The 23,987-nt window shown below is 41.8% G+C and carries 25 protein-coding genes; 22 read left to right on the top strand and 3 right to left on the bottom strand.

Annotation, left to right across the window (positions count from 1 at the left end; genetic code table 11):
• Positions 1-21: 21 nt before the first annotated feature.
• From aroE to MKX52_RS11555, 6 genes are read left to right on the top strand one after another with little or no spacing between them, the layout of a single operon-like run.
• The gene (gene aroE, locus MKX52_RS11580; RefSeq protein WP_012010647.1) at positions 22-864 is read left to right on the top strand and encodes a shikimate dehydrogenase; all 843 of its coding nucleotides are present in this window, start codon (positions 22-24) and stop codon (positions 862-864) included.
• A complete protein-coding gene (yhbY, locus tag MKX52_RS11575; RefSeq protein WP_012010646.1) occupies positions 858-1,148 on the top strand; it encodes a ribosome assembly RNA-binding protein YhbY in 291 nt (96 codons plus the stop codon). Before aroE ends, yhbY begins: the two co-directional genes overlap by 7 nt.
• A gap of 13 nt (positions 1,149-1,161) precedes the next feature.
• On the top strand, positions 1,162-1,731 hold the full coding sequence (locus tag MKX52_RS11570; protein ID WP_012010645.1) for a nicotinate-nucleotide adenylyltransferase: 570 nt from the start codon (positions 1,162-1,164) through the stop codon (positions 1,729-1,731).
• Positions 1,721-2,284: a bis(5'-nucleosyl)-tetraphosphatase (symmetrical) YqeK gene (gene yqeK / locus MKX52_RS11565; protein ID WP_012010644.1), complete on the top strand. Its 564-nt coding sequence runs from the start codon at positions 1,721-1,723 to the stop codon at positions 2,282-2,284. The genes MKX52_RS11570 and yqeK overlap by 11 nt, the downstream gene beginning before the upstream one ends.
• 12 nt (positions 2,285-2,296) lie before the next feature.
• The gene (rsfS, locus tag MKX52_RS11560; protein ID WP_003217467.1) at positions 2,297-2,653 is read left to right on the top strand and encodes a ribosome silencing factor; all 357 of its coding nucleotides are present in this window, start codon (positions 2,297-2,299) and stop codon (positions 2,651-2,653) included.
• Positions 2,650-3,393, top strand: coding sequence for a class I SAM-dependent methyltransferase (locus MKX52_RS11555; RefSeq protein WP_144481954.1), 744 nt, complete (start codon positions 2,650-2,652; stop codon positions 3,391-3,393). Before rsfS ends, MKX52_RS11555 begins: the two co-directional genes overlap by 4 nt.
• A gap of 47 nt (positions 3,394-3,440) precedes the next feature.
• Here MKX52_RS11555 and comER read toward each other — a convergent pair whose 3' ends face one another.
• Positions 3,441-4,289, bottom strand: coding sequence for a late competence protein ComER (comER, locus tag MKX52_RS11550; protein WP_144481953.1), 849 nt, complete (start codon positions 4,287-4,289; stop codon positions 3,441-3,443).
• Positions 4,290-4,379: 90 nt separating this feature from the next.
• Between comER and MKX52_RS11545 the strand changes: the two genes are divergently transcribed.
• The 3 genes from MKX52_RS11545 (at position 4,380) to MKX52_RS11535 (ending at position 7,964) form a co-directional block, all read left to right on the top strand.
• A complete protein-coding gene (locus tag MKX52_RS11545) occupies positions 4,380-5,009 on the top strand; it encodes a helix-hairpin-helix domain-containing protein (protein ID WP_119125144.1) in 630 nt (209 codons plus the stop codon).
• Between the two features lie 65 nt (positions 5,010-5,074).
• Positions 5,075-5,644, top strand: a complete 570-nt coding sequence (locus MKX52_RS11540; RefSeq protein WP_012010640.1) for a ComE operon protein 2 — start codon at positions 5,075-5,077, stop codon at positions 5,642-5,644.
• Complete coding sequence (locus tag MKX52_RS11535) at positions 5,637-7,964, top strand: DNA internalization-related competence protein ComEC/Rec2 (protein WP_342491889.1); 2,328 nt, start codon at positions 5,637-5,639, stop codon at positions 7,962-7,964. The genes MKX52_RS11540 and MKX52_RS11535 overlap by 8 nt, the downstream gene beginning before the upstream one ends.
• Positions 7,965-8,002: 38 nt before the next feature.
• Here the strand turns inward: MKX52_RS11535 and MKX52_RS11530 are convergent, their stop codons facing one another.
• Complete coding sequence (locus MKX52_RS11530) at positions 8,003-8,137, bottom strand: YqzM family protein (protein WP_012010638.1); 135 nt, start codon at positions 8,135-8,137, stop codon at positions 8,003-8,005.
• 236 nt (positions 8,138-8,373) lie between these two features.
• Between MKX52_RS11530 and holA the strand changes: the two genes are divergently transcribed.
• On the top strand, positions 8,374-9,393 hold the full coding sequence (gene holA, locus MKX52_RS11525) for a DNA polymerase III subunit delta (RefSeq protein WP_088000428.1): 1,020 nt from the start codon (positions 8,374-8,376) through the stop codon (positions 9,391-9,393).
• A 135-nt stretch (positions 9,394-9,528) separates the two neighbouring features.
• Here the strand turns inward: holA and rpsT are convergent, their stop codons facing one another.
• Positions 9,529-9,795 (bottom strand): 30S ribosomal protein S20, encoded by a 267-nt coding sequence (gene rpsT / locus MKX52_RS11520; protein WP_003217506.1) that lies wholly within the window; start codon positions 9,793-9,795, stop codon positions 9,529-9,531.
• Between the two features lie 198 nt (positions 9,796-9,993).
• Between rpsT and gpr the strand changes: the two genes are divergently transcribed.
• The 12 genes from gpr to mtaB all read left to right on the top strand — a co-directional run bounded on the left by gpr (position 9,994) and on the right by mtaB (position 23,967).
• Positions 9,994-11,109: a GPR endopeptidase gene (gpr, locus tag MKX52_RS11515; protein ID WP_342490728.1), complete on the top strand. Its 1,116-nt coding sequence runs from the start codon at positions 9,994-9,996 to the stop codon at positions 11,107-11,109.
• A gap of 66 nt (positions 11,110-11,175) precedes the next feature.
• Entirely contained in the window at positions 11,176-12,384 is a 1,209-nt protein-coding gene (locus MKX52_RS11510; RefSeq protein ID WP_012010635.1) for a stage II sporulation protein P, read from the top strand.
• Between the two features lie 14 nt (positions 12,385-12,398).
• Complete coding sequence (locus MKX52_RS11505) at positions 12,399-12,731, top strand: YqxA family protein (RefSeq protein WP_044139432.1); 333 nt, start codon at positions 12,399-12,401, stop codon at positions 12,729-12,731.
• A gap of 131 nt (positions 12,732-12,862) precedes the next feature.
• On the top strand, positions 12,863-14,701 hold the full coding sequence (gene lepA, locus MKX52_RS11500; protein WP_342490727.1) for a translation elongation factor 4: 1,839 nt from the start codon (positions 12,863-12,865) through the stop codon (positions 14,699-14,701).
• A gap of 117 nt (positions 14,702-14,818) precedes the next feature.
• On the top strand, positions 14,819-15,958 hold the full coding sequence (gene hemW, locus MKX52_RS11495; protein ID WP_342490726.1) for a radical SAM family heme chaperone HemW: 1,140 nt from the start codon (positions 14,819-14,821) through the stop codon (positions 15,956-15,958).
• Between the two features lie 81 nt (positions 15,959-16,039).
• Positions 16,040-17,071 (top strand): heat-inducible transcriptional repressor HrcA, encoded by a 1,032-nt coding sequence (gene hrcA / locus MKX52_RS11490; RefSeq protein WP_003217350.1) that lies wholly within the window; start codon positions 16,040-16,042, stop codon positions 17,069-17,071.
• Between the two features lie 63 nt (positions 17,072-17,134).
• Positions 17,135-17,692 carry a nucleotide exchange factor GrpE gene (gene grpE, locus MKX52_RS11485; protein ID WP_144455845.1) on the top strand — a complete coding sequence of 186 codons (558 nt, stop codon included), beginning with the start codon at positions 17,135-17,137 and terminating at the stop codon, positions 17,690-17,692.
• Positions 17,693-17,716: 24 nt separating this feature from the next.
• Complete coding sequence (dnaK, locus tag MKX52_RS11480; RefSeq protein ID WP_012010629.1) at positions 17,717-19,558, top strand: molecular chaperone DnaK; 1,842 nt, start codon at positions 17,717-17,719, stop codon at positions 19,556-19,558.
• Between the two features lie 165 nt (positions 19,559-19,723).
• Complete coding sequence (gene dnaJ, locus MKX52_RS11475) at positions 19,724-20,857, top strand: molecular chaperone DnaJ (protein ID WP_119125137.1); 1,134 nt, start codon at positions 19,724-19,726, stop codon at positions 20,855-20,857.
• A gap of 22 nt (positions 20,858-20,879) precedes the next feature.
• Positions 20,880-21,815 (top strand): 50S ribosomal protein L11 methyltransferase, encoded by a 936-nt coding sequence (gene prmA, locus MKX52_RS11470; RefSeq protein WP_012010627.1) that lies wholly within the window; start codon positions 20,880-20,882, stop codon positions 21,813-21,815.
• A 23-nt stretch (positions 21,816-21,838) separates the two neighbouring features.
• Complete coding sequence (locus tag MKX52_RS11465; RefSeq protein ID WP_342490725.1) at positions 21,839-22,609, top strand: 16S rRNA (uracil(1498)-N(3))-methyltransferase; 771 nt, start codon at positions 21,839-21,841, stop codon at positions 22,607-22,609.
• Positions 22,609-23,967: a tRNA (N(6)-L-threonylcarbamoyladenosine(37)-C(2))-methylthiotransferase MtaB gene (gene mtaB / locus MKX52_RS11460; protein ID WP_041815749.1), complete on the top strand. Its 1,359-nt coding sequence runs from the start codon at positions 22,609-22,611 to the stop codon at positions 23,965-23,967. Before MKX52_RS11465 ends, mtaB begins: the two co-directional genes overlap by 1 nt.
• Positions 23,968-23,987 lie beyond the last annotated feature (20 nt).

Below are 23,987 nucleotides of genomic sequence, written 5' to 3'. Positions count from 1 at the left end.
TTGTTCAGAGGGGGAGAGACTTTGAAACCATTATACGGAGTAATCGGTAACCCTGTTGGCCATTCAATGTCTCCGGATATTCATAATGCAGCATTAAAGGATGCTGGAATTGATGGACATTATCACGGCTTTCAAGTAGAAAATGATGACCTGAAAGATGCGATTAACGGTATGAAAGCCTTAGGGATCAGCGGCTTTAACGTCACTGTTCCGCACAAGGTAGACATCATGCAGTATCTGGACAAAATTGATGTCACAGCTGAACGCCTGCGTGCCGTCAATACGGTGCGGCTTGAAGAAGGTCAACTCGTTGGGTACAACACAGATGGAGAGGGCTTTCTTCATTCATTGCTCGAAGCCTTGGATCAGCCATTAACAGAGCTTTCATTTCTCTTAATTGGTGCTGGAGGAGCGGCAAGAGCCATCTATACGACAATCGCTGACTATGCACCGAAAAGCTTTGATATTACCAACCGCACCATTGAAAAAGCTGAGGCTTTAATTAAAAGTGCAGATGGGAACATCACTTCTAGTGCCATTACATTAAAGACGGCGGAAGAGCAGCTTGGGGAATATGATGTCATCATCCATACGACCTCAATCGGTATGCACCCGAATGTTGAAGAAACCCCGATTTCTTTAGCAAACGCAAAAAAAACAGCGGTTGTTTGTGATATTGTGTATAATCCAATAGAAACAAAGCTGCTCAGAGAAGCAGCCGGGTTAGGTTTGAAAACAGTAGATGGTGTCGGCATGTTTGTTGGACAAGCAGCTAGAGCCTTTGAACTGTGGACAGGCATCACGCCTGACGTAAGAAAAATGAAGTCAATTGTCATACAGAAATTAGGAGGAACACCATGTTAAAAGGGAAACAAAAACGTTTTTTACGTGCAAAAGCACATCATTTATCACCTATTTTTCAAGTAGGAAAAGGCGGGGTAAATGACAATATGACCAAGCAGATTTCCGAGGCGCTTGAAGTAAGAGAATTATTAAAGGTCAGCATATTACAAAACTGCGACGAGGACAAAACGGAAGTTGCGAAAGCACTTGTCAAAGGTACAAAAGCTGAACTTGTTCAAACGATCGGAAATGTGATTGTCCTTTATAAAGAATCGAAGGAAAACAAACAAATTAAGCTGCCGTAAAGGTGGATATGATATGAAAAAAATAGGATTGTTCGGCGGTACATTTGATCCTCCTCATAATGGGCATTTATTGATGGCAAATGAGGTGCGTTTTCAAGTAGGGCTTGATGAAATTTGGTTTATTCCTAATCACAAGCCCCCTCATAAAACAGACCGGAAGCGAGCAGATAGTCGTCACCGGGTGAAAATGGTGGAAGCGGCGATTGAGTCAAATCCACATTTTCGGCTGGAGCTCATTGAAATGGAGCGGGAGGGTCCATCTTATACAGTAGATACGGTGGAGCTTTTGAAGAAGCGTCATCCTGAAGATGAGTTCTTTTTTATGATTGGAGCGGACATGGTCGAATATTTGCCAAAATGGCATCGGATTGATGATTTGCTTCAGATGATTACTTTTATTGGGATGAAAAGACCGGGTTATACCGGAAGTACGACATATTCTCTTTTGTTTGCAGATGTTCCAGCTTTTGATGTATCATCGACATTGATTAGGCAGCGAATCATGCAGGAAAAGCCTGTCGATTATTTGTTACCGAAAGCTGTTGAGCGTTATATAAAGGAGCATCACTTATATGAATCGTGAAGAAGCATTGAACTGTGTCAAAGAGCAGTTAACAGAGCATAGATATACACATACACTTGGAGTTATGGAGACAGCCATTTCATTAGCGGAACGTTTCGGTGCAGATGTGAAAAAAGCAGAGATCGCCGCTATTTTTCATGATTATGCGAAATTTAGACCAAAGGATGAGATGAAGGGGATTATTCAGCAGGAACAGATGAACCCTCTATTGCTGGAATATTCGCCCGAGCTTTGGCATGCCCCGGTCGGTGCCTATTTGGTTAAAAAGGAAGCAGCTATTAACGACCAAGACATTTTAACGGCTATTGAATTTCATACATCAGGCAGACCAAACATGACATTACTTGAAAAGGTCATTTATGTCGCTGATTATATCGAACCAGGACGTCATTTTCCTGGTGTTGAAGAAGTAAGAGAGTTAGCAGAGCAAGATTTGGATAGCGCATTGATTCAGTCACTGAAAAACACGATCAGCTTTTTGCTGAAAAAGAATCAGCCAGTCTTTCCAGATACGCTCGCAACTTACAACTCACTTGTGCATAAGAACAATTAAGGAGGAATTTGGATGGATTCATCATCAATTTTAAACGTCGCAGCAGGAGCATGCGATGATAAACGGGCTGAGGATATTATTGCCCTTAATATGCAAGGGATCTCACTTGTTGCCGATTATTTTCTCATTTGTCACGGGAACTCTGATAAACAAGTGCAGGCCATAGCAAGAGAAGTAAAACATCTTGCAGAGGAAAGTGGAATTGAAGTGAAGAAGATGGAGGGCTTTGATGAAGCAAGATGGGTATTGATTGATCTTGGTGATGTCATTGCTCACGTGTTCCACAAAGAAGAAAGAGGATACTATAACCTAGAGAAGCTATGGGGAGATGCGCCGAGAGAAACGCTTTCACTTGGCATTAACTCATGATTTATCAAGGGTTTGCAGGTGTGTATGACGAGCTCATGACACATGCACCTTATGATGAATGGGTTCAGTGGATCCAGCAGAATGTCAAACCGAATGCTGCTATTATTGATGTTGGCTGTGGAACTGGAGAGATTTCTCTTCGGTTAGCTGAAAAAGGTCACGCAGTCACAGGAATTGACCTCAGTGAAGAAATGCTGGCTTTCGCGCAGCAAAAAGCACAGGCGAAAAAGCAGTCCATTCAATTTTTACATCAAGATATGAGAGAGCTGACGGGTTTTGAGCAAGTCTTTCAAGCAGCGGTTATATGCTGTGATTCCTTGAATTACTTAAAAAACGAAAATGACGTCAAAAAAACCTTTAAAAACATGTTTCAGCTTTTAGAGGCAGATGGCGTTTTACTCTTTGATGTTCATACTCCTTATAAAATGGAAGAGATATTCCCAGGTTCGACTTATGCCGATCAAGATGAAGAGATCAGCTATATTTGGCAGAGTGATAAAGGGGATGACATGTATTCAGTCATTCACGATTTAAGCTTTTTTGTAAAGGACGGAGATGTGTATCAGCGTTATGATGAGACACATGAACAGCGTACATTTCCATTTGAGACCTATGCGGCGTTCCTTGCGTCCGCTGGCTTTGAACAAATAGCAGTGACCGCTGATTTTACAAATGAAGCGCCCGGGGAATTCGCCGAAAGATATTTCATTTCAGCTAAGAAACCAAAAACCATCGTTTAATGGACGATGGTTTTTTAAAACCCTTTTTTCGCTTGTTGCAGAGTGGATTAATTTCTGCGATCATCAGTAAACACACTTGGCGGGTATTGTTGCGCAACCGCTTCAAGATCTTCATCAAATTTTTCATGGGTGTTTTGAAAGAGGCGATGAAACATATCTTGAACACCTGCTTCAAGTGCTTTAATCCCTTCACCCGTGACGCCGCCTTTTACACAGACTTTGTCTTGCAGTGTCGGAAGAGTATACAGTCTTTTTTCAATTAAACGGCCAAGCCCTACTAGCATATCTTCTGATAAGGTGGTGGCTTCTTCTTTAGAAATATCTGTTTCTTCGACGGCTGCTTCAATCATTTCCTGAACGAGGAAGCTGATAAAGGCAGGACCGCAGCTGACGATATCTGACGCCGCTCTTGTAATCGAATGATGAATTTCAATAGGTGTTGAAATGCAGGAAGCTAATTGTCTTAACGCTGTTTTCGTCGTGACACTGCATGACGATCCGAATGTTAAAAGTGACGCACCTGATAAAGCGCGGTTCGTAATGCTTGGAATCAGCCTGGCTGTTTGACAAGAAACGATCTCCTGAAGCTGTTCAGGATGAACCGGGCTTGTAATGATGACAATGGTTTGTTGCTCTGTTAAAAGAGGGCTCAGCTCTTTTAAAAGGGGATAAATATCAAGCGGCTTGACACAAACAAAAATGAAATCCTTATTCATGACAGCTCCTGTAAGCTGTTTCGTAACTTCAAGCTCTGGGTGGTTCTTTTTTATATTGAACGCTTTTTCTATGGTCCGGTTTGTGATGGTGATGGATGAGGGATTGACTGCCTTTGATTCAATAAATGCCTCAGTAAGTATGGTACCCATGTTTCCTGTACCGATTATCCCGATATTCAAACGTTCTCCCTCCTTAGGCGCATAGGATCTGTTATCTTCTAAACAGTATGTTGTGCAATAGAAAAATATGATTGAAAGAAGCGTGAACACGTGAAGCGACTCATTCCATTGAGAAAATACAGTCTTTATATCGGTGCTGGGCTTATAAGCGCGATCATCATCACTTTCTTCCTTTTGGCAGGAAATAAGGGGAGCACCAGAGAGCCAAGTGTATTGAAGGGCGATCAAGACAAACATGTCACATTAGAAGACAAAACAGAAAAGCCCGATAATGACTCATCCTCCATTTTTGTGGAGGTCAAAGGAGCTGTGAAAAAGCCGGGTGTTTATACGTTTCAATCTGATGCACGTGTAGAAGAAGCGATTCGAAGAGCAGGAGGTTTTACTAGTAAAGCAGACACAATTGAAATTAATCAAGCAGCAAAATTAGAAGATAGTATGATGATTTATGTCCGGAAGCAGGGAGAAGCAGAGAGGCAGACACAAACAGCAGGTGCAGACGCTCCATCAGGTAATGAAAAGAGTCAAAGTGTCAACGTGAATCAGGCTGATGCAGCAGAATTGCAAACCATTAATGGAATAGGGCCAGCTAAAGCAGAAGCCATCATTACGTACAGAGAGGAACACGGAGAATTTCAACAAATTGAAGATTTACGGAACATTTCAGGTTTTGGGGAGAAGACCATTGAACGGCTGAAAAATGAATTGACCGTTAAGTAGAATTGACGGTATAGAAGGAAGGCATGTACACTTAATACCAACCATCATTCTGGAGGGATCAGCTCGTGGAAAGAATTTCATGGAATCAATATTTTATGGCACAAAGCCATTTACTTGCTTTACGAAGCACCTGTGAGCGGTTAGCTGTTGGGGCGACCATCGTCAGAGACAAGCGTATCATTGCAGGGGGATATAATGGCTCAATTGCTGGTGATGTCCATTGTGCAGATGTGGGATGCTATGTCATTGATCATCACTGCGTTCGCACCATCCATGCGGAAATGAACGCTATTTTACAATGTGCCAAATTTGGTGCACCTACAGCCGATGCTGAAATATATGTCACGCATTTTCCTTGTTTGCAGTGCTGTAAAGCTATTATCCAAGCAGGCATTCGAACCGTATACTATGCAAAGGATTATAAAAATCACCCCTACGCCATTGATTTATTTGAGCAGGCAGGTGTTCAAACGGAACAAGTCGAACTCGATGAAATGATCATCGACTTGAAAAATCAAGAAAAATTAGCCTTTGTTGCAGATTTAATTGGTAAGCTAAGTGAATCAGGACTTAATGAAAAAGAAATTCGCGATATGCACGAGAAGGCGAACCAATTATTTACGTCCTATGTTTAATTATTTGCCGTTTGGGGCAATTTCAGCAGCTGTTGGAATTGCTCTAGCTGCATATCATCTTCATATGTATTTCCTTCTCTTTCTTCTCATTATCTTACTTCTCAGCCTACTAAAAAAAATCCCCAAACTCTTTCTCGTGGTCAGCCTATGTGGAGCTGTCTATACCCTTATTTTTATGGTTCATGAGTTTTTTGAAACAGATCAACCTGTTCAAGAAAAATTCTTTTCCGGCTCCGTTGTGATTGAAAGTATTCCGAAAACAGATGGCAATCGATTTTCAGCAACTGTGTCAACAGAAGATGAACGACTAGCGGCTTTCTATACCATTCAAACAGAGCGTGAAAAAAAGGCGCTAAAAGACGTAGAGCCAGGTATGAGCTGTCATATGACAGGTGAAGTTCGGCCGCCTAAACACGCAACCATTCCTAACGGGTTTCATTATGATCAATTTCTAAAATCAAAAGGCATTCACGCTATTTTCTTACCACAGTCAATCAAAGGCTGTACAAAAAATGAACGTCCTTCGTATTATCTTCAAAAGATGAGGCAAAAGGGTTTAAGATTCTTAGAAGATCATGTGCCGAAAAACTCTGTAGGGATTGTACAGGCTCTCATTTTTGGAGAGCGTGACTTAATTGATCCTGACACGCTAAGAGACTATCAAATGCTCGGCATTATTCATCTGTTAGCGATCTCAGGACTGCATGTGCAAACGCTTCTTGCTTGTTTATTTTGGTGTCTCCTTCGTGCCGGTGTGACAAGAGAGACAGCGCGTATTCTTCTAATGTGCTTTCTCCCTGTTTATGCTTGTTTGACAGGTGCTGCACCATCAGTTTTAAGAGCTTGCCTCATGGCAGGAATCTATTTAGTGATGACAAGTCTGCCAAAAGAAATGAAACAGCCTTCTGCTGTCGTATTAAGCGCAACGTTTTTATTCTTATTAGCGATTCATCCTCTATATCTATTCGATATCGGATTTCAGCTTTCATTCGTGGTAACGTTTTTTATTTTGTTATCAACCAGTATCTTATCACAAGCGAAAAGTGCAGTGATGCAGTTATTCCTGATCTCATTTGTTGCGCAGCTTGCTTCGCTCCCTGTTCTTTTATATCATTTTCAGCAATTTTCTTTACTGAGCATCCCATTGAATATGATATTTGTCCCTTTTTATACAACAGTTGTCCTGCCTCTGTCCTTACTCTTTTTTCTTTTGTCTATCATTTATCTTCCGCTTGGACAAATGTTGTTCCAACTGCTTGATTCGGTCATCCAGCTAGGTCATCAGTTGTCAGCACATATGGCAGTTTTTGATGGGTTCAATTTGATTTTTATGAAATCGACTTGGTGGCATATTCTTCTTGAAGTGAGCGCCATTGTTTTTCTGCTATTTATGGTGGAGTGCAATAGTTCCATGAAATCTTATATCGTGCCGATTCTGTTACTTATTGGTGTCTTGAGTGTGCACTATTTCACCCCGAATTTTCTTCAAAAAGGGGAGGTCACGATGCTGGATGTAGGACAAGGGGATAGTTTGTTTATTCAGCTCCCTTACCGAAAGGGACATCTACTTGTGGACACAGGTGGCAAACTTTCTTTTGATGATGAACCATGGAAAAAAAGGCGTAAAGTGTCTACGATCGGTGATCAAACGCTAATTCCGTTTTTGCATTCAAAAGGTATAGCGAAACTTGATGTGCTGATTCTCACGCATGCAGACCAAGACCACATGGGAGAAGCGATTCGTTTAATCAAGCGAAAGAAAGTAAAGCGGCTGGCTATACCAAAAGGTTTTGCCCGAAATCCAGAGGATGAAAAACTGCTAAAAGAAGCAGCTGAAAAAGGGATCATGATTGATGAATTAGAAAGAGGAGACCAGCTCCAAGTTGGAGAGCACATATTTGAGGTTCTTCACCCTTCGCAAGACATGGTGACAAGTAAGAACAATGATTCACTTGTTCTATCATTTACTCTTGGCGGGAAACGGTTCCTATTCACTGGAGATCTTGAACATGAAGGAGAACGAGACATTATAGAAGCTTATCCTCACCTGCGAGCAGATGTCTTAAAGGTTGGGCATCATGGGAGCAAAGGGTCAACAAGTGATGAGTGGCTTCAGCATCTGAAGCCGTCGATCGCGCTCATTTCGGCTGGTGAACGGAATCGTTATCAGCATCCTCATCAGGATGTCTTGAAAAAACTAAAGGATCATCTAACGAAGGTATATCGCACAGACCGAGACGGGAGTGTGACCTTTGAATTTATTGAACAGAAAGGAACGTTTTACACACATCCTCCATATGATATCTTACAAAATCAATAAAAAAACTGCCAAAAAGGCAGTCATGAGCATTCATGAAGTTAAGATCCAACGAGGTGTATAATAGTTGCCAAAATAAACATTGAGGCGAAAAATCCGAATGTGACGATAAAACCAACGGCTGAGTCGGTCACATCATTCCGCTTGCTTTGAACATTTTTTTCAAATTCATTCATTTTCATCCCTCCTGGCTAATTTTAGTATACTTGAACTCATTTGGAATTGCTAGAAGGTAAAGTAACCGTTTTCCATTTTCATGATCATTTTATGAATATCGTCTGAAGTAAGCTGACCCGGGAGCTTGCACCAGACGTTTACTATAAATGAGGAGGCGGTACTTTCAGCTTCCTCTTTACTAATGTCTTCACACACTTTAGGATAGAGGAGGAAGTGAAAGAGAGGGATTCAATTTATGGTCTTTGAGGTTTGGAACAATTTAAAAAGAGGGGATATCCATCCCGTTTATTGCTTATATGGAAAAGAAACGTATTTACTGCAAGAAACAGCAGCTAAATTAAGACAAGCTGTAGTAGATGAGGAGACAAAGGATTTTAATTACTCCGTTTTTGATATGGAGGAGGTACCGCTGGAACAGGCTGTGACAGATGCAGAAACCTTTCCGTTCATGGGAGAAAGGCGTCTCGTTGTGATCAAGAACCCTTATTTTCTTACAGCGGAAAAGAAAAAGGAGAAGATCGAGCATGAGCTTTCTCTGTTAGAAGCATATTTAGAAAAGCCGGCGCCTTATACCATTCTTGTCTTATTAGCACCATATGAAAAGCTGGATGAACGGAAGAAAATCACTAAATTGCTAAAAAAGAAAGCGGCTATGGTTGAGGCAAAAGAGTTAAACCCAAAAGAAACAACGGATTTCACCATTACACTGGTGAAAACAGAAGGAAAGTCGATTTTCTCTGAAGCGGCTGAGCAACTTGTCATGCTGTGTGGCGGAAGTCTATCTTCGTTGTTTCAAGAGGTCAGGAAGCTGAGTACATATATCGGAGAGCGAGAAGAAATTGAATTAGCGGATGTCAATCAGCTCGTTGCAAGAAGTTTAGAGCAGAATATTTTTGAATTAATTAACCAAATTGTCAACAGACGCCGCTCACAGGCCATGCAGATGTTTTATGACTTGCTGAAACAAAATGAGGAACCCATTAAAATATTGGCACTCATATCTACTCAATTTCGTTTGATTTTGCAGACGAAGTATTTCGCTCAGCAAGGATATGGACAAAAACAAATTGCTTCAAATCTAAAAGTCCACCCATTCCGCGTTAAACTTGCTATGGATCAGGCAAGACTGTTTTCAGAAGAAGAGCTCAAGCAGATTGTCAAAGAGCTATCAACGATCGATTATGAAATGAAAACCGGTAAAAAGGACAAGCAGCTATTGCTAGAATTGTTTCTGCTTCGCCTATTAGGCGCTTGAACATAAAAAAACGACCTTCTGAAAAAGAAGGTCGTTTTTGTTTAGATGTATAATTGCCAGTCTGTCCTAATGGCTGGGCCGGTCAGGACGGACGTACAGTTAAACAATTGCCTCATTACTGAGGCGTTGCAAGCATTATGCAGAAAGTCCGTTTACTTGTTTAGCAAGTCTTGACTTGTAACGCGCAGCTGCGTTTTTGTGTACAAGACCAGTTTTAACGGCTTTGTCAATGCGTTTTGCAGCAGAAGAAAGAGCAGCTTTTGCTTGCTCAGCATCGTTGTTAGCTACAGAAACTTCAACTTGTTTAATCGCAGTACGCATCGCAGACTTGATTGTCACGTTGTGTGCACGGCGTTCGTTATTCGTTTTTGTACGTTTGATCGCTGATTTAATATTTGGCATGTGTTTCACCTCCTAAGATACAACCTAAACACAATTGTCTTAAGGTTAAATCTTCACAATAGAACAAGTTGTATTCTATCAAACACACCTTTAGATTGCAATATAAATGTAAAGTATTTTTCATTGATGAAGCGCTCGAATGTTTCTTTCAAGAGATGGAAAGACTACTGTTAATTACTTGGTGGAAGGAGTCTTTTTATGGAGAAACAGAAACTTGATTTAAGTGCTTATCAAATTCGGACAGACTTGGCTGTTGAGACAAAAGAGATACTAGAACAAGAGAACGATCCGAATGTCATTACAAAGGATGGAATTCAAGGGATTGTCGAAAAGGAAAAAGAGGAGCACGGCATTCGTATACGCACGGTGGAGATCACGAAAGAAGGGGAGGCGCTGATCAGCAAAAAGGCGGGAACATACTTAACACTTGAGGCTCAGGGTATTCGGGAGAAAGATTCTGAGATGCAGGAAAAAGTGGTCGAAGTTTTTGCCCATCATTTTGCTCAGTTTTTAAAAGATCGAGGCATTCAGACTGATGCAAGCTGTCTTGTAGTAGGGCTAGGAAACTGGAATGTCACGCCAGATGCGCTAGGTCCGCTCACAGTTGAAAGTCTGCTTGTGACCCGGCATCTTTTTGAATTGCAGCCGGAAAATGTACAGGAAGGCTACCGCCCAGTGTCCTCTTTATCACCGGGAGTGATGGGACTGACCGGCATTGAAACAAGCGACATAATTCAAGGTGTCATCGAGAGGTCCAAACCCGATTTTGTCATTGCAATCGATGCCCTTGCTGCTCGTGCAGTAGAAAGAGTGAATACGACGATTCAAATCTCTGACACAGGGATCCATCCTGGTTCAGGTGTAGGGAATAAGCGAAAAGAATTAAGCAAAGAAACGTTGGGTATTCCAGTGATTGCGATTGGTGTTCCGACAGTCGTAGACGCAGTCACCATTGCAAGTGACACAATTGATTATGTCTTAAAGCATTTTGGTAGAGAACTGAAAGATGACCGGCCATCCCGCTCTCTTGTGCCGGCAGGTTTGACGTTTGGGAAGAAAAAAGTGCTAAACGAAGAAGATTTACCAGATGAGGAAACGCGTCAATCATTCTTAGGTATCGTAGGAACTCTTCCAGAAGAAGAGAAACGACAGCTGATTCATGAAGTGCTTGCGCCACTAGGGCAAAACCTCATGGTCACACCTAAGGAAGTGGATACATTCATTGATGATATGGCAAACGTGCTCGCCAATGGTTTAAACACAGCGCTTCATCAAAAAATCTCTCAAGATAACATGGGTTCTTATAATCATTAATCAGTTCTACTTTCTCTAGCTCGCTCATAGTGTAATTACTAGAAAGCGTGCTGGAGGGAGTAAATCATGAAAAAAAGACCCCGCCGTCCTCGACAGTTGGTCGTTGCGATTAATGGAACAAAAGTAGTCAAAAGTATTTTCTTATTTATAGCTTCGCTTGTTGTAGTGTTTGTGATGTCAGGGGCGTTGACATCTTTAAAGCCGGAGCTAAGACCACAAGCCTCTCTATATGGTGTAGCAGATGAGCTTTCCGGGGCGTTTTTCGCCACATTAATGGGCATGGAAAACCAATATTTTGCCTCAGCCGTCCCGAAAGATCAAAAGGGGTTTCATTTCTCTGGACTGTCACTGAAGCTTGCGACTAGTATCAATTTAGAAGACCCGCGTAGTTTTCTAGGGAGAGAACTCCCAGGCTTTGAACATTTTGATACAAAAATTATCTTAGCGGGTGAAGGAACAGATTATACCAACATGCCAATGGAATCGCCGCCGCCAAGTGAAGTCATCCAAGATGAAAAAGAAGCAAACTTGGCAGAACTGGACAAGCTCGACAAAGATGTGCCGAAAAAGCCTGCGAAAGAGCCGGATCGGTCGACAGGAAAACGAAAAGCTGTGTACATTTACCACACACATAATACGGAATCATATTTACCATTTTTAAAAGGAGAAACGAATCCAAACAATGCACGGCACTCTAAAGTGAATGTCACCCTTGTCGGCGACATGTTCGGAAAGGCGCTTGATCAGCAAGGTATCGGGAATACGGTCGACAAAACAGAAGTTGAAAAACGGCTTCTGCAAAAAGGGTTAAAGTATCCCCAGTCTTATAATGAATCAAGACTGGTCGTAAAAGAAGCCTTAGCGAAAAATGATGACCTCGAATATTTAATCGATATCCACCGTGATTCGAGAAGAAAGAAGGACACTACTGCCGAGATCAAAGGGAAAAAATATGCGAGAATTGCGTTTGTTGTGGGAAAGAAGAATCAAAGCTATGAGAAAAACCTCAAGCTTGCGACGGAGTTTCACCATTTGATGGAGAAAAAATATAAAGGACTCAGTGTCGGTGTGTTTGCCAAAGGCGAAATTGGTGATAATGGAATTTATAATCAAGATTTATCCGACAAAGCCCTTCTTTTAGAATTTGGCGGAGTGGATAATAATATGGAAGAATTGAAAAATGCATCCAATGCAGCAGCTGATGTCTTCAGCGACATTTTCTGGGATGCGGAAAAAGTAAACGGCAAATCAAAGGATGAGAAAAAACGCTCTTAAGGTGGTGACGGTGCATGGGATCATTTATTGGAAAGACCATTATTTTAGGACTAGTCTTGCTATTTGGCGTCTTTTTAGGAATGCAGCAAGCAAATAATGGCATGTTGCAAATGAAGGGTTACCATGACCCGCAATTAAAAGGCGCTTTCTCCATCCAAATGAACGACGAAGAAGAACGAGAAGCCTCTATTTTAGGAACAGCTGTTACAGAAAAGGATCTTGCCGAAAAACAAAAGCAACTTGAGGAAATAGAGAGCTTTAATGCCTTCTCCAAGGCAGGTAAGGCGTTGTCTGATGGCATGACACATGCAGCTCGTTCTCTTTACGATTGGGTAAATGGGAAATAAACAAATCAACACCGTATGACTAAAGCCGCTAATCAATGAGCGGCTTTTCTTGATTTCGATTGAATCTTTACAGCCCTATTGATATAATCTAACCTAGCGCAACCCGCGTTTTATAGTAGGAGTGATAGATTGTGACAGATAAAGAAAAACGATTAGAACGGCAATCAAGAATTCGAAATTTCTCCATTATCGCCCATATTGACCACGGGAAATCAACATTGGCCGACCGTATTTTAGAAAAAACAGCGGCGATTACACAGCGAGAAATGAAGGAACAATTACTTGATTCCATGGACTTAGAGCGTGAACGCGGCATAACGATTAAATTAAACTCTGTCCAGCTGAAATATAAGGCGAAGGATGGAGAAGAATATATTATGCACCTGATTGATACACCAGGGCATGTCGACTTCACCTATGAGGTTTCTCGAAGCCTTGCTGCCTGTGAAGGTGCAATTCTCGTAGTAGATGCAGCACAAGGAATTGAAGCACAGACACTTGCAAACGTTTATTTAGCTCTTGATAATAACTTAGAAATTCTTCCGATTATCAATAAAATCGATCTGCCAAGTGCAGAGCCTGAGCGTGTAAGAGGAGAAATTGAAGATGTCATCGGGTTGGATGCGTCTGAAGCTGTTCTCACCTCGGCTAAGGCGGGTATTGGGATCGAAGATATTTTAGAACAAATCGTCGAAAAGGTACCAGCACCTGCTGGAGACCCAGAAGCACCGCTTCAAGCTCTTATATTTGATTCTCTTTACGATGCGTATCGCGGCGTTATTGCGTACATACGAATTGTGGAAGGAACCGTCAAACCAGGTCAGAAAATCAAAATGATGGCGACGGGGAAAGAATTTGAAGTACTTGAAGTCGGCGTATTCACACCAAAAGCCATGCCGACAGACGAACTCACTGTTGGAGATGTTGGCTACTTAACAGCAGCAATTAAAAATGTCGGCGATACACGTGTGGGGGATACGATCACAAGTGCGGTGAACCCAGCACAAGAAGCACTGCCAGGATACAGAAAGCTGAATCCGATGGTTTACTGCGGTCTTTATCCGATTGACACAGCGAAATATAACGACTTACGTGAAGCGCTAGAAAAGCTTGAATTAAATGATTCTTCACTTCAATATGAGGCAGAGACATCCCAAGCACTTGGCTTCGGTTTCCGCTGCGGCTTTCTTGGAATGCTTCATATGGAAATCATCCAAGAACGGATTGAACGTGAATTTAAAATCGATCTCATTACGACAGCACCAAGTGTTATTTACGATGTGTATATGACAGACGGAGAAAAAATCATCGTCGATAACCCGTCCAATCTGCCTGATCCGCAAAAGATTGAACGAATTGAAGAACCATACGTGAAAGCAACAATGATGGTACCGAATGATTATGTAGGTTCTGTCATGGAGCTTTGCCAAGGAAAGCGCGGACATTTCATTGATATGCAATATCTTGATGCAAACCGAGTGAGCATTGTGTACGAAATTCCTTTGGCGGAGATCGTGTATGAATTCTTTGATATGCTCAAATCCAATACAAAAGGCTATGCGTCCTTTGACTATGAGCTGATTGGCTATCGTCCATCTACTCTAGTGAAAATGGACATCATGCTGAATGGTGAGAAAATCGATGCCCTTTCCTTTATTGTTCACCGCGATTACGCCTATGAACGAGGCAAGATCATCGTAGATAAGCTAAAAGAACTCATTCCACGCCAGCACTTTGAAGTACCAATTCAAGCGGCGATTGGACAAAAAATCGTGGCTCGCTCTACCATTAAAGCGATGCGTAAAAACGTACTTGCTAAATGTTATGGCGGAGACATTTCCCGAAAAAGAAAGCTTCTTGAGAAGCAAAAAGAAGGGAAAAAGCGCATGAAACAAGTGGGCTCTGTTGAAGTCCCGCAAGAAGCATTTATGGCTGTGCTGAAGATGGACGACAGCACACCGAAAAAATAACATCCTCATCAAGGCAACCTGCTTTACAATGTCAGCCTTGGCGTTTATAGTCGAAAACAAACAAAGGTGCCGCAGCGATAAACTGCGGCTCTTTACCTGTAAAGAAGGTGTCATCAAATGAAAGCAGCATACATTCACATTCCATTTTGTGAGCACATTTGCCACTATTGTGATTTCAATAAATTTTTCATTAAAACGCAGCCAGTCGATGAATACTTAGCGGCTCTTGAAAAAGAGATGCAGCACACAATCGATCAAAAGGGTGAGCAGGAACTAAAGACGATCTTTATTGGCGGGGGGACTCCGACATCATTGACCGTCAGCCAACTAGATCAGCTCATGAACAGCATCCACCGTGTGTTAAAACCGTCAAAAAACCTGGTTGAATTTGCAGTGGAAGCAAACCCAGATGAATTATCACTCGAGAAGTTGCATGTGTTAAAAGAAGCCGGTGTCAATCGGTTAAGCTTTGGCGTCCAAACCTTTGAAGATGATTTACTCAAAAAAATCGGACGAGTTCATCAAAAGAAAGATGTTCTCGTTTCTTTTGAGCGAGCAAGAGATGTCGGATTTGACAACATTAGCCTTGACCTCATGTTTGGCTTGCCGCACCAAGAAAAGCATCATGTCATGAATTCACTTGAGACAGCTTTCTCATTAGGAGCAGAGCATTATTCTGTCTACTCACTGATTGTGGAGCCGAAAACGGTGTTTTACAACTTAATGCAAAAAGGAAAACTACATTTACCGCCGCAAGAACGTGAGGCTGAAATGTATGAGCTTGTGATGGATGAAATGGAGCGCCACGGATTACATCAATACGAAATCAGCAACTACGCCAAACCCGGCTTTGAAAGCCAGCATAACCTGACCTATTGGAGCAATGAAGACTACTTCGGTTTTGGTGCAGGGGCACACGGGTATGTAAATGGCATCCGAAATGTGAATGCAGGACCAGTAAAGCATTACTTGGAACTGATTGAGCAAACTGGGTTCCCACATAAAGAAACTCATCAAGTCACAAAAGCAGAACAGATAGAAGAAGAAATGTTTTTAGGCCTTCGAAAAATTGAAGGGGTGAAAAGTGCCGGCTTCCAAGCCAAATATGGTGCTTCACCAGAGGCTCTTTTTCCCTCGGTTCTTGAAGAATTAGAAGAAAAAGGTCTCATTGTAAAAGATGATATTGGCATTCGTTTAACAAGAAAAGGAAAATTGTTAGGAAATGAAGTATTTCAAGCGTTTCTCGGTGAGTTATAATTGACATTTTAATTTGAGTTTGGTAATTTTGTTTATACAATTAGCACTCGTTGAAAGAGAGTGCTAACAGGGGTGATGATGATGTTAACAAATCGTCAGCTTTTGATTCTGCAAGTCATCATTAATGACTTTATTCGTTCGGCGCAGCCAGTTGGGTCAAGGACTCTTTCCAAAAAAGAGGACATCACATTCAGCTCTGCGACGATTAGAAACGAAATGGCTGATTTGGAGGAACTTGGTTTTATCGAAAAGACCCATTCTTCATCAGGAAGAATTCCTTCAGAAAAAGGATATCGTTATTATGTAGATCATTTGCTCTCTCCGCGAAAACTGTCGTCTAAAGAGCTTGTGCTGATTCAGTCGGCTTTTCAGGAGAAAATTTTTGAGCTGGAAAAAACAGTTCAAAAATCGGCGGAAATTTTATCAGATCTCACAAACTATACATCGATCGTGCTTGGTCCAAAGCTGAGTGAAAATCGATTAAAGCAAATTCAGCTTGTCCCCGTTCAGCCAAACAAAGCAGTCGCGATCATGATTACAGACAGCGGACATGTTGAAAACAAAACCATTACCTTCTCTGAGCATCTCGATGTCTCCGATATTGAGAAGCTGATGAATATTTTGAATAGCCGCTTAGCTGGCGTTCCAATGGACCAGTTGAAGGACAGGATGTATAAAGAAGTGGTCATGCTTTTGCGCACACATTTAAAAGATTATGATCACATTTTAGATGCGCTCGGCAACACATTTACATCAACACAAAATGAATCAAAACTTTTCTTTGGCGGGAAGATTAATATGTTGAATCAGCCTGAATTTCATGACATCGACCGTATTCGCTCACTCATGATGCTGATTGAGCAAAAGAATGATGTCATGCAGCTGTTTCATCCAAATCAGCAAGGTATCACCATTAAAATCGGTTCAGAAAACAACTTGGAAGCAATGGAGAACTGCAGTTTGATCACAGCGACTTATTCGATTGATCAAAAATCACTCGGCTCCATTGCCGTCATCGGACCAACCCGCATGGATTACGGGCGAGTCGTTAGTCTTTTGCATCATGTATCAAAAGACTTGTCAAACGCACTTTCCAATTTGTATGATGAGTAGGGTGATAAAAGATTGGGGCTCAGCCCCTTCGTATTCTTGAATCTTTTGAGGGAGGTGAACACAATGTCAGAAGAAAAACAAACACCTGAGCAAGAAGCAGAGGTTGAAGCACAAGAAGAAGCAGTTCAAGCAGAAACTGAGGAAGTAAAGCACGATGAACAGTCTGCCTTCCAAGAGAAGATTGATGAATTGCAGCAGCTTCTAGATGAAAAAGAAAACAAAATTCTGCGTGTTCAAGCAGATTTTGAAAACTATAAACGCCGTGCTCGAACTGAAGTGGAGACCGTGCAAAAATATCGTTCTCAACATGTTGTCAGCGATCTTCTCCCAGCTCTTGACAACTTTGAAAGAGCGCTTGGAATTGATCCAGACAATGAGCAGGCGAAAAGTTTATTAGAAGGAATGCAAATGGTTTACCGCCAGCTGGTAGAAGCGTTGAAAAATGAAGGCGTTGAACCAATTGAAGCTGTCGGCAAAGAGTTCGATCCAAACCTTCATCAAGCCGTCATGCAAGTTGAAGATGAAAACTTCGATTCAAATATCGTCGTAGAAGAATTGCAAAAGGGCTATAAACTCAAAGACCGAGTTATTCGTCCATCAATGGTAAAAGTAAATCAATAACTACATAATGGGAGGTCATCGATTATGAGTAAAATCATTGGGATTGACTTAGGAACAACAAACTCATGTGTTGCAGTACTTGAAGGCGGAGAGCCAAAAGTCATTGCAAACGCTGAAGGAGCACGTACAACACCATCTGTTGTCGCTTTTAAAAATGGAGAGCGCCAAGTTGGTGAAGTAGCGAAACGCCAATCAATTACAAACCCGAACACAATCATGTCTGTTAAAAGACATATGGGTACAGATTATAAAGTAGAAGTTGAAGGCAAGAACTACACGCCGCAGGAAATCTCTGCAATCATTCTTCAACATCTTAAATCATACGCTGAAGGCTACCTTGGCGAAGAAGTAACAAAAGCTGTTATCACAGTTCCAGCTTACTTCAACGATGCAGAACGTCAAGCGACAAAAGATGCTGGTAAAATTGCTGGTCTTGAAGTAGAACGTATCATCAACGAACCAACAGCAGCTGCGCTTGCTTATGGTTTAGATAAAACAGATGAAGATCAAACGATCCTTGTATACGACCTTGGTGGCGGTACATTTGACGTATCAGTCCTTGAGCTTGGAGACGGCGTCTTTGAAGTACGCTCAACTGCTGGGGACAACCGTCTAGGTGGAGACGATTTTGACCAAGTGATCATTGATCACCTAGTGGCTGAATTCAAAAAAGAAAATGGCATTGACCTTTCAAAAGATAAAATGGCGCTTCAGCGTTTAAAAGATGCTGCTGAAAAAGCGAAAAAAGATCTTTCTGGTGTATCTTCTACACAAATCTCATTGCCGTTTATCACAGCTGGAGATGCAGGTCCTCTTCATCTTGAATTAACGCTAACGCGTGCTAAATTCGAAGAGCTTTCTGCAGACCTTGTAGAGCGTACAATGACACCTGTACGTCAATCATTAAAAGATGCTGGTTTATCTGCTAGCGAGATTGATAAAGTCATCCTTGTTGGTGGATCAACTCGTATTCCTGCAGTACAAGAAGCAATCAAAAAAGAAACAGGCAAAGAGCCTCATAAAGGTGTAAACCCTGATGAAGTGGTTGCTCTTGGTGCGGCGATCCAAGGTGGAGTCATCACAGGAGATGTCAAAGACGTTGTTCTACTTGACGTAACACCACTTTCTTTAGGAATTGAAACAATGGGCGGCGTATTCACAAAGCTGATTGAACGTAATACAACAATTCCAACAAGTAAATCTCAAGTATTCTCAACAGCTGCTGACAACCAAACAGCGGTAGACATCCATGTCCTGCAAGGTGAACGCCCAATGGCAGCAGACAACAAAACATTAGGTCGTTTCCAATTGACTGACATTCCGCCAGCACCACGCGGCGTACCACAAATCGAAGTATCTTTTGATATCGATAAAAACGGTATTGTCAACGTACGTGCGAAAGATATGGGTACAGGCAAAGAGCAAAACATCACAATCAAATCTTCTTCAGGTCTTTCTGATGATGAGATCGAAAAAATGGTTAAAGAAGCAGAAGAAAATGCTGAAGCAGATGCGAAGAAAAAAGAAGAAATCGAAGTGCGCAATGAAGCAGATCAATTAGTGTTTACAACTGAAAAAACATTAAAAGATCTAGAAGGCAAAATCGATGAAGAGCAAGTGAAAAAAGCAAACGACGCGAAAGATGCCCTAAAAGCTGCGATCGAAAAAGGCGAGCTTGAAGACATCAAAGCGAAAAAAGATGAGCTGCAAACAATCGTTCAAGAACTAACGACAAAGCTCTATGAAGAAGCTGCAAAACAAGCACAAGCTCAGCAAGAAGGCGGCGCTGAAGGTGCTCAAAAAGCAGATGACAATGTAGTGGATGCAGAATACGAAGAAGTAAACGACGATCAAGAGAAAAAATAATCACCTTTACTTTTGAAAAAGACTGCTGAAACGTACTCGTCAGAAAGTCAAAGTCAGGATCTCTTGGCTTTGACTTTTTTTCTTTCCAACGATGAAAGCAATTGAAAAAGGTCAAATCAAAATGATACAATCGTATTTATGTGAGAAAATCGGGAGTGTGAAGAGATGAGTAAGCGTGATTACTATGAAGTGCTTGGCGTGAGTAAGAGCGCCTCAAAAGACGAGATCAAAAAAGCATACCGCAAGCTTTCAAAAAAGTATCACCCTGATATTAATAAAGAAGCTGGCTCAGATGAGAAATTCAAAGAAGTAAAAGAAGCCTATGAAATCCTTTCTGACGATCAAAAACGTTCGCAGTATGACCAGTTCGGTCATACCGATCCAAACCAAGGCTTTGGTGGCGGCGGTTTTGGCGGAGGTGGAGACTTTGGCGGCTTCGGTGGCTTTGATGACATCTTCTCTAGTATTTTTGGCGGTGGAGCCAGAAGAAGAGATCCAAATGCACCTCGTCAAGGAGCAGACTTGCAATATACAATGACGCTTTCATTTGAAGAAGCAGCATTTGGGAAAGAAGCAACGATTGAAATCCCTCGTGAGGAATCATGTGAAACATGCCATGGATCAGGGGCAAAGCCTGGGACAGATGCGAAGACATGTTCACATTGCGGCGGCTCCGGTCAATTAAATGTTGAGCAATCAACTCCGTTTGGTAAAGTGGTCAATCGCAGAGTATGTAACTACTGTAGCGGAACAGGAAAACAAATCGATCACAAATGTTCTACATGTGGCGGCTCTGGTAAAGTGCGTAAGCGTAAGAAAATCAATGTGACGATCCCAGCTGGTGTTGACGATGGTCAGCAGCTCAGAGTGTCTGGTCAAGGGGAGCCAGGTGTAAATGGAGGGCCTCCAGGCGATTTATTTGTTGTGTTCCATGTGCGCTCGCATGAATTCTTTGAGCGTGACGGAGATGACATTTACTGCGAAATGCCGTTAACCTTTGCACAAGCTGCATTAGGTGACGAAATTGAAGTGCCGACATTACACGGTAAAGTAAAATTGAAAGTCCCTGCTGGTACACAAACTGGCACGAAATTTAGACTTAAAGGAAAAGGTGTGAAAAATGTACGCGGCTATGGTCAAGGCGATCAGCATATCGTTGTACGAGTCGTCACACCAACAAATTTAACGGACAATCAAAAAGATATCATTAGAAAATTTGCTGAAGTGAGCGGAAATAAACCGGACGAACAAGAAATGAGCTTCTTCGATAAGGTAAAACGCGCATTTAAAGGCGAGTAAGACGGATAAGGAGTTGGTAGTATTGAAGTGGTCAGAAATTAGCGTCCATACAACAAATGAAGCGGTGGAACCAATCACCAATATTTTGCATGAAGCAGGTGCGAGTGGTGTCGTGATTGAGGACCCGCTTGATTTAGTCAAGGAACGTGAAAATGTATACGGTGAGATCTACCAGCTCGATCCGAATGACTATCCTGAAGAAGGGGTCATCGTCAAAGCCTATCTTCCAATGAATAGCTTTTTAATGGAAACGGTAGATGAGATCAAAGAAGCCATCAACAATCTTCTTCTATACGATATTGATCTTGGGCGAAATACGCTGTCCATTTGTGAAGTAAATGAAGAAGAATGGGCCACCGCATGGAAGAAATACTATCATCCTGTGAAAATCTCTGAAAAATTCACCATCGTTCCAACGTGGGAAGAATATACGCCGGTTCATTCTGATGAACTGATTATTGAAATGGACCCAGGAATGGCATTTGGAACAGGGACACACCCAACAACGGTTCTTTGTATTCAGGCGCTTGAGCGCTATGTGAAGGAAAACGATACGGTAATTGATGTTGGAACAGGCTCTGGGATTTTAAGTGTGGCAGCAGCGATGGTTGGTGCAAAGGACATTCAAGCCTTTGATCTCGACACCGTTGCGGTTGAAAGTGCGAAGCAAAACATCGAGCTAAATGGTGTAAGTGAACAAGTAACGGTCAAGCAAAATAACTTACTTGATGGGATTTCAGGTGAACATGATGTTATCGTCGCCAACATTCTCGCAGAAGTGATTTTGCGCTTTACAGATCAAGCCTATGACTTATTGAAGAAAGATGGCTATTTCATTACTTCAGGCATCATTGGACAAAAGAAATTACAAGTCAAAACAGCATTAGAAGAAGCAGGTTTTGACATTGTTGAAGTGCTATCAATGGAAGATTGGGTCAGCATTATAGCGAAAAAATAAAGCGAGTAGGTGTCAGGACACGTATGCAACGATATTTTATCGACCTCACGAAAGAAGAAGTGATCGCAAAGGAAGCTATCGTCATCAAAGGTAAAGATGTACATCACCTTTCCAACGTCATGCGCATGAAAGCAGGGCAGGAAATCCTTTGTTTAACGACAGACGGCTTTGAAGCGCTCAGTAAAATTGATACAATAACAAAGGAAGAAGTCCTTTGTCACCTTGAAGGCTGGACAAATCAGGACAGAGAACTTCCTGTAAGGGTCACAATTGCGAGTGGTCTCCCAAAAGGAGATAAGCTTGAGCTAATTATCCAAAAAGGCACAGAGCTTGGCGCGAGTGCATTTATCCCTTTTCAAGCGGCTCGTTCTATTACAAAGCTTGACCAAAAGAAGTCACATAAAAAACGAGATCGCTGGGAGAAAATTGCGAAAGAAGCAGCTGAGCAATCCTACCGGAATATCATTCCTCATGTTTATCCAGTATCAACGTTTAAAGAGCTGACTCAATTAGCTAGTGAATTCGATAAATGTGTCGTTGCATACGAAGAATCATCGAAAGAAGGAGAGCAAAGCCGCTTTCAAACTGTGCTCCAACAAATGAAAGGCGGACAAACCTTGCTAGTTGTTTTTGGTCCTGAAGGCGGTTTGGCAGAAAAGGAGATTGAAGCGCTTGAAACGCTTGGTGCAGTCATTTGCGGGCTCGGACCACGCATTTTAAGAACAGAAACAGCTCCTCTTTACGCGCTTTCTGCTATATCTTATCAAACAGAGTTATTAAGAGGTGAATCATGATGGGAACAGTAGCGTTCCATACACTTGGCTGTAAGGTCAATCACTATGAAACAGAAGCGATCTGGCAGCTGTTTAAAGAAGCAGGCTATGAAAGAAAAGAGTACGAATCAAAAGCAGACGTATATGTCATTAACACATGTACGGTCACGAATACAGGCGATAAAAAAAGCCGTCAAGTCATTAGAAGAGCCATTCGTCATAACCCGGATGGTGTCATTTGTGTAACAGGTTGTTATGCGCAAACATCTCCAGCAGAAATCATGGCGATTCCTGGTGTTGATATTGTCGTGGGAACACAAGACAGACATAAATTACTCGGTTACATTGAAGAATTTCGCAGAGAAAGACAGCCGATTAATGGGGTTGGCAATATCATGAAAGCACGTGTGTTTGAAGAACTCGATGTTCCTGCCTTTACAGACAGAACACGTGCGTCATTAAAAATCCAAGAAGGCTGTAACAACTTCTGTACATTCTGCATTATTCCTTGGGCTCGCGGACTTCTTCGTTCTCGAGATCCAGAAGAGGTCATCAACCAAGCGCAGCAGCTTGTAGATGCCGGCTATAAAGAAATTGTATTAACAGGTATTCACACAGGCGGATACGGTGAAGACTTAAAGGATTATAACTTTGCAAAGCTTCTGAAAGAATTAGATGAACGTGTCAACGGTTTAAAACGAATTCGTATTTCATCTATCGAAGCAAGCCAAATTACAGATGAAGTGATCGAAGTGCTTGATCAGTCAGATAAAATTGTTAGACATCTGCACATCCCGCTTCAATCTGGCTCTAACACAGTGCTGAAAAGAATGCGCCGTAAATATACGATGGAATTCTTTGCAGAGCGTTTAACAAAGCTGAAAAAAGCATTGCCAGGTCTTGCTGTCACTTCTGATGTGATTGTTGGGTTCCCTGGAGAAACAGAAGAAGAATTTTTGGAAACATATAATTTTGTCAAAGACCATCAATTCTCTGAACTGCACGTATTCCCTTACAGTAAACGTACAGGTACGCCAGCTGCAAGAATGGAAGATCAAGTGGATGAAAATGTGAAAAACGAACGTGTCCACCGCTTGATCGCTCTTTCTGACCAGCTTGCGAAAGAATATGCTTCAGCTTATGAAGGGGATGTCCTAGAGATTATTCCAGAAGAATCCTTCAAAGAACAAGAAGGAAAGCACAATCTTTATGTGGGCTATACAGATAACTATATGAAGGTTGTTTTTGAAGGAACAGAGGACATGATCGGTCGTTTGGTCAAAGTGAAAATCACGAAAGCGGGTTATCCTTATAACGAAGGACAATTCGTTCGTATAAGCGATGAAGTACAAACAGACAAAGTGAGAATGACCTCATAATCAATAAAACACCGACTGCC

The sequence above is a fragment of the Bacillus sp. FSL R5-0422 genome, assembly GCF_038610765.1.
Classification (GTDB): Bacteria; Bacillota; Bacilli; order Bacillales; family Bacillaceae; genus Bacillus; species Bacillus pumilus_O.
The sequence above is the reverse complement of the archived record's forward strand: the minus strand, read 5'-3'. Positions and strand labels throughout refer to the sequence as shown.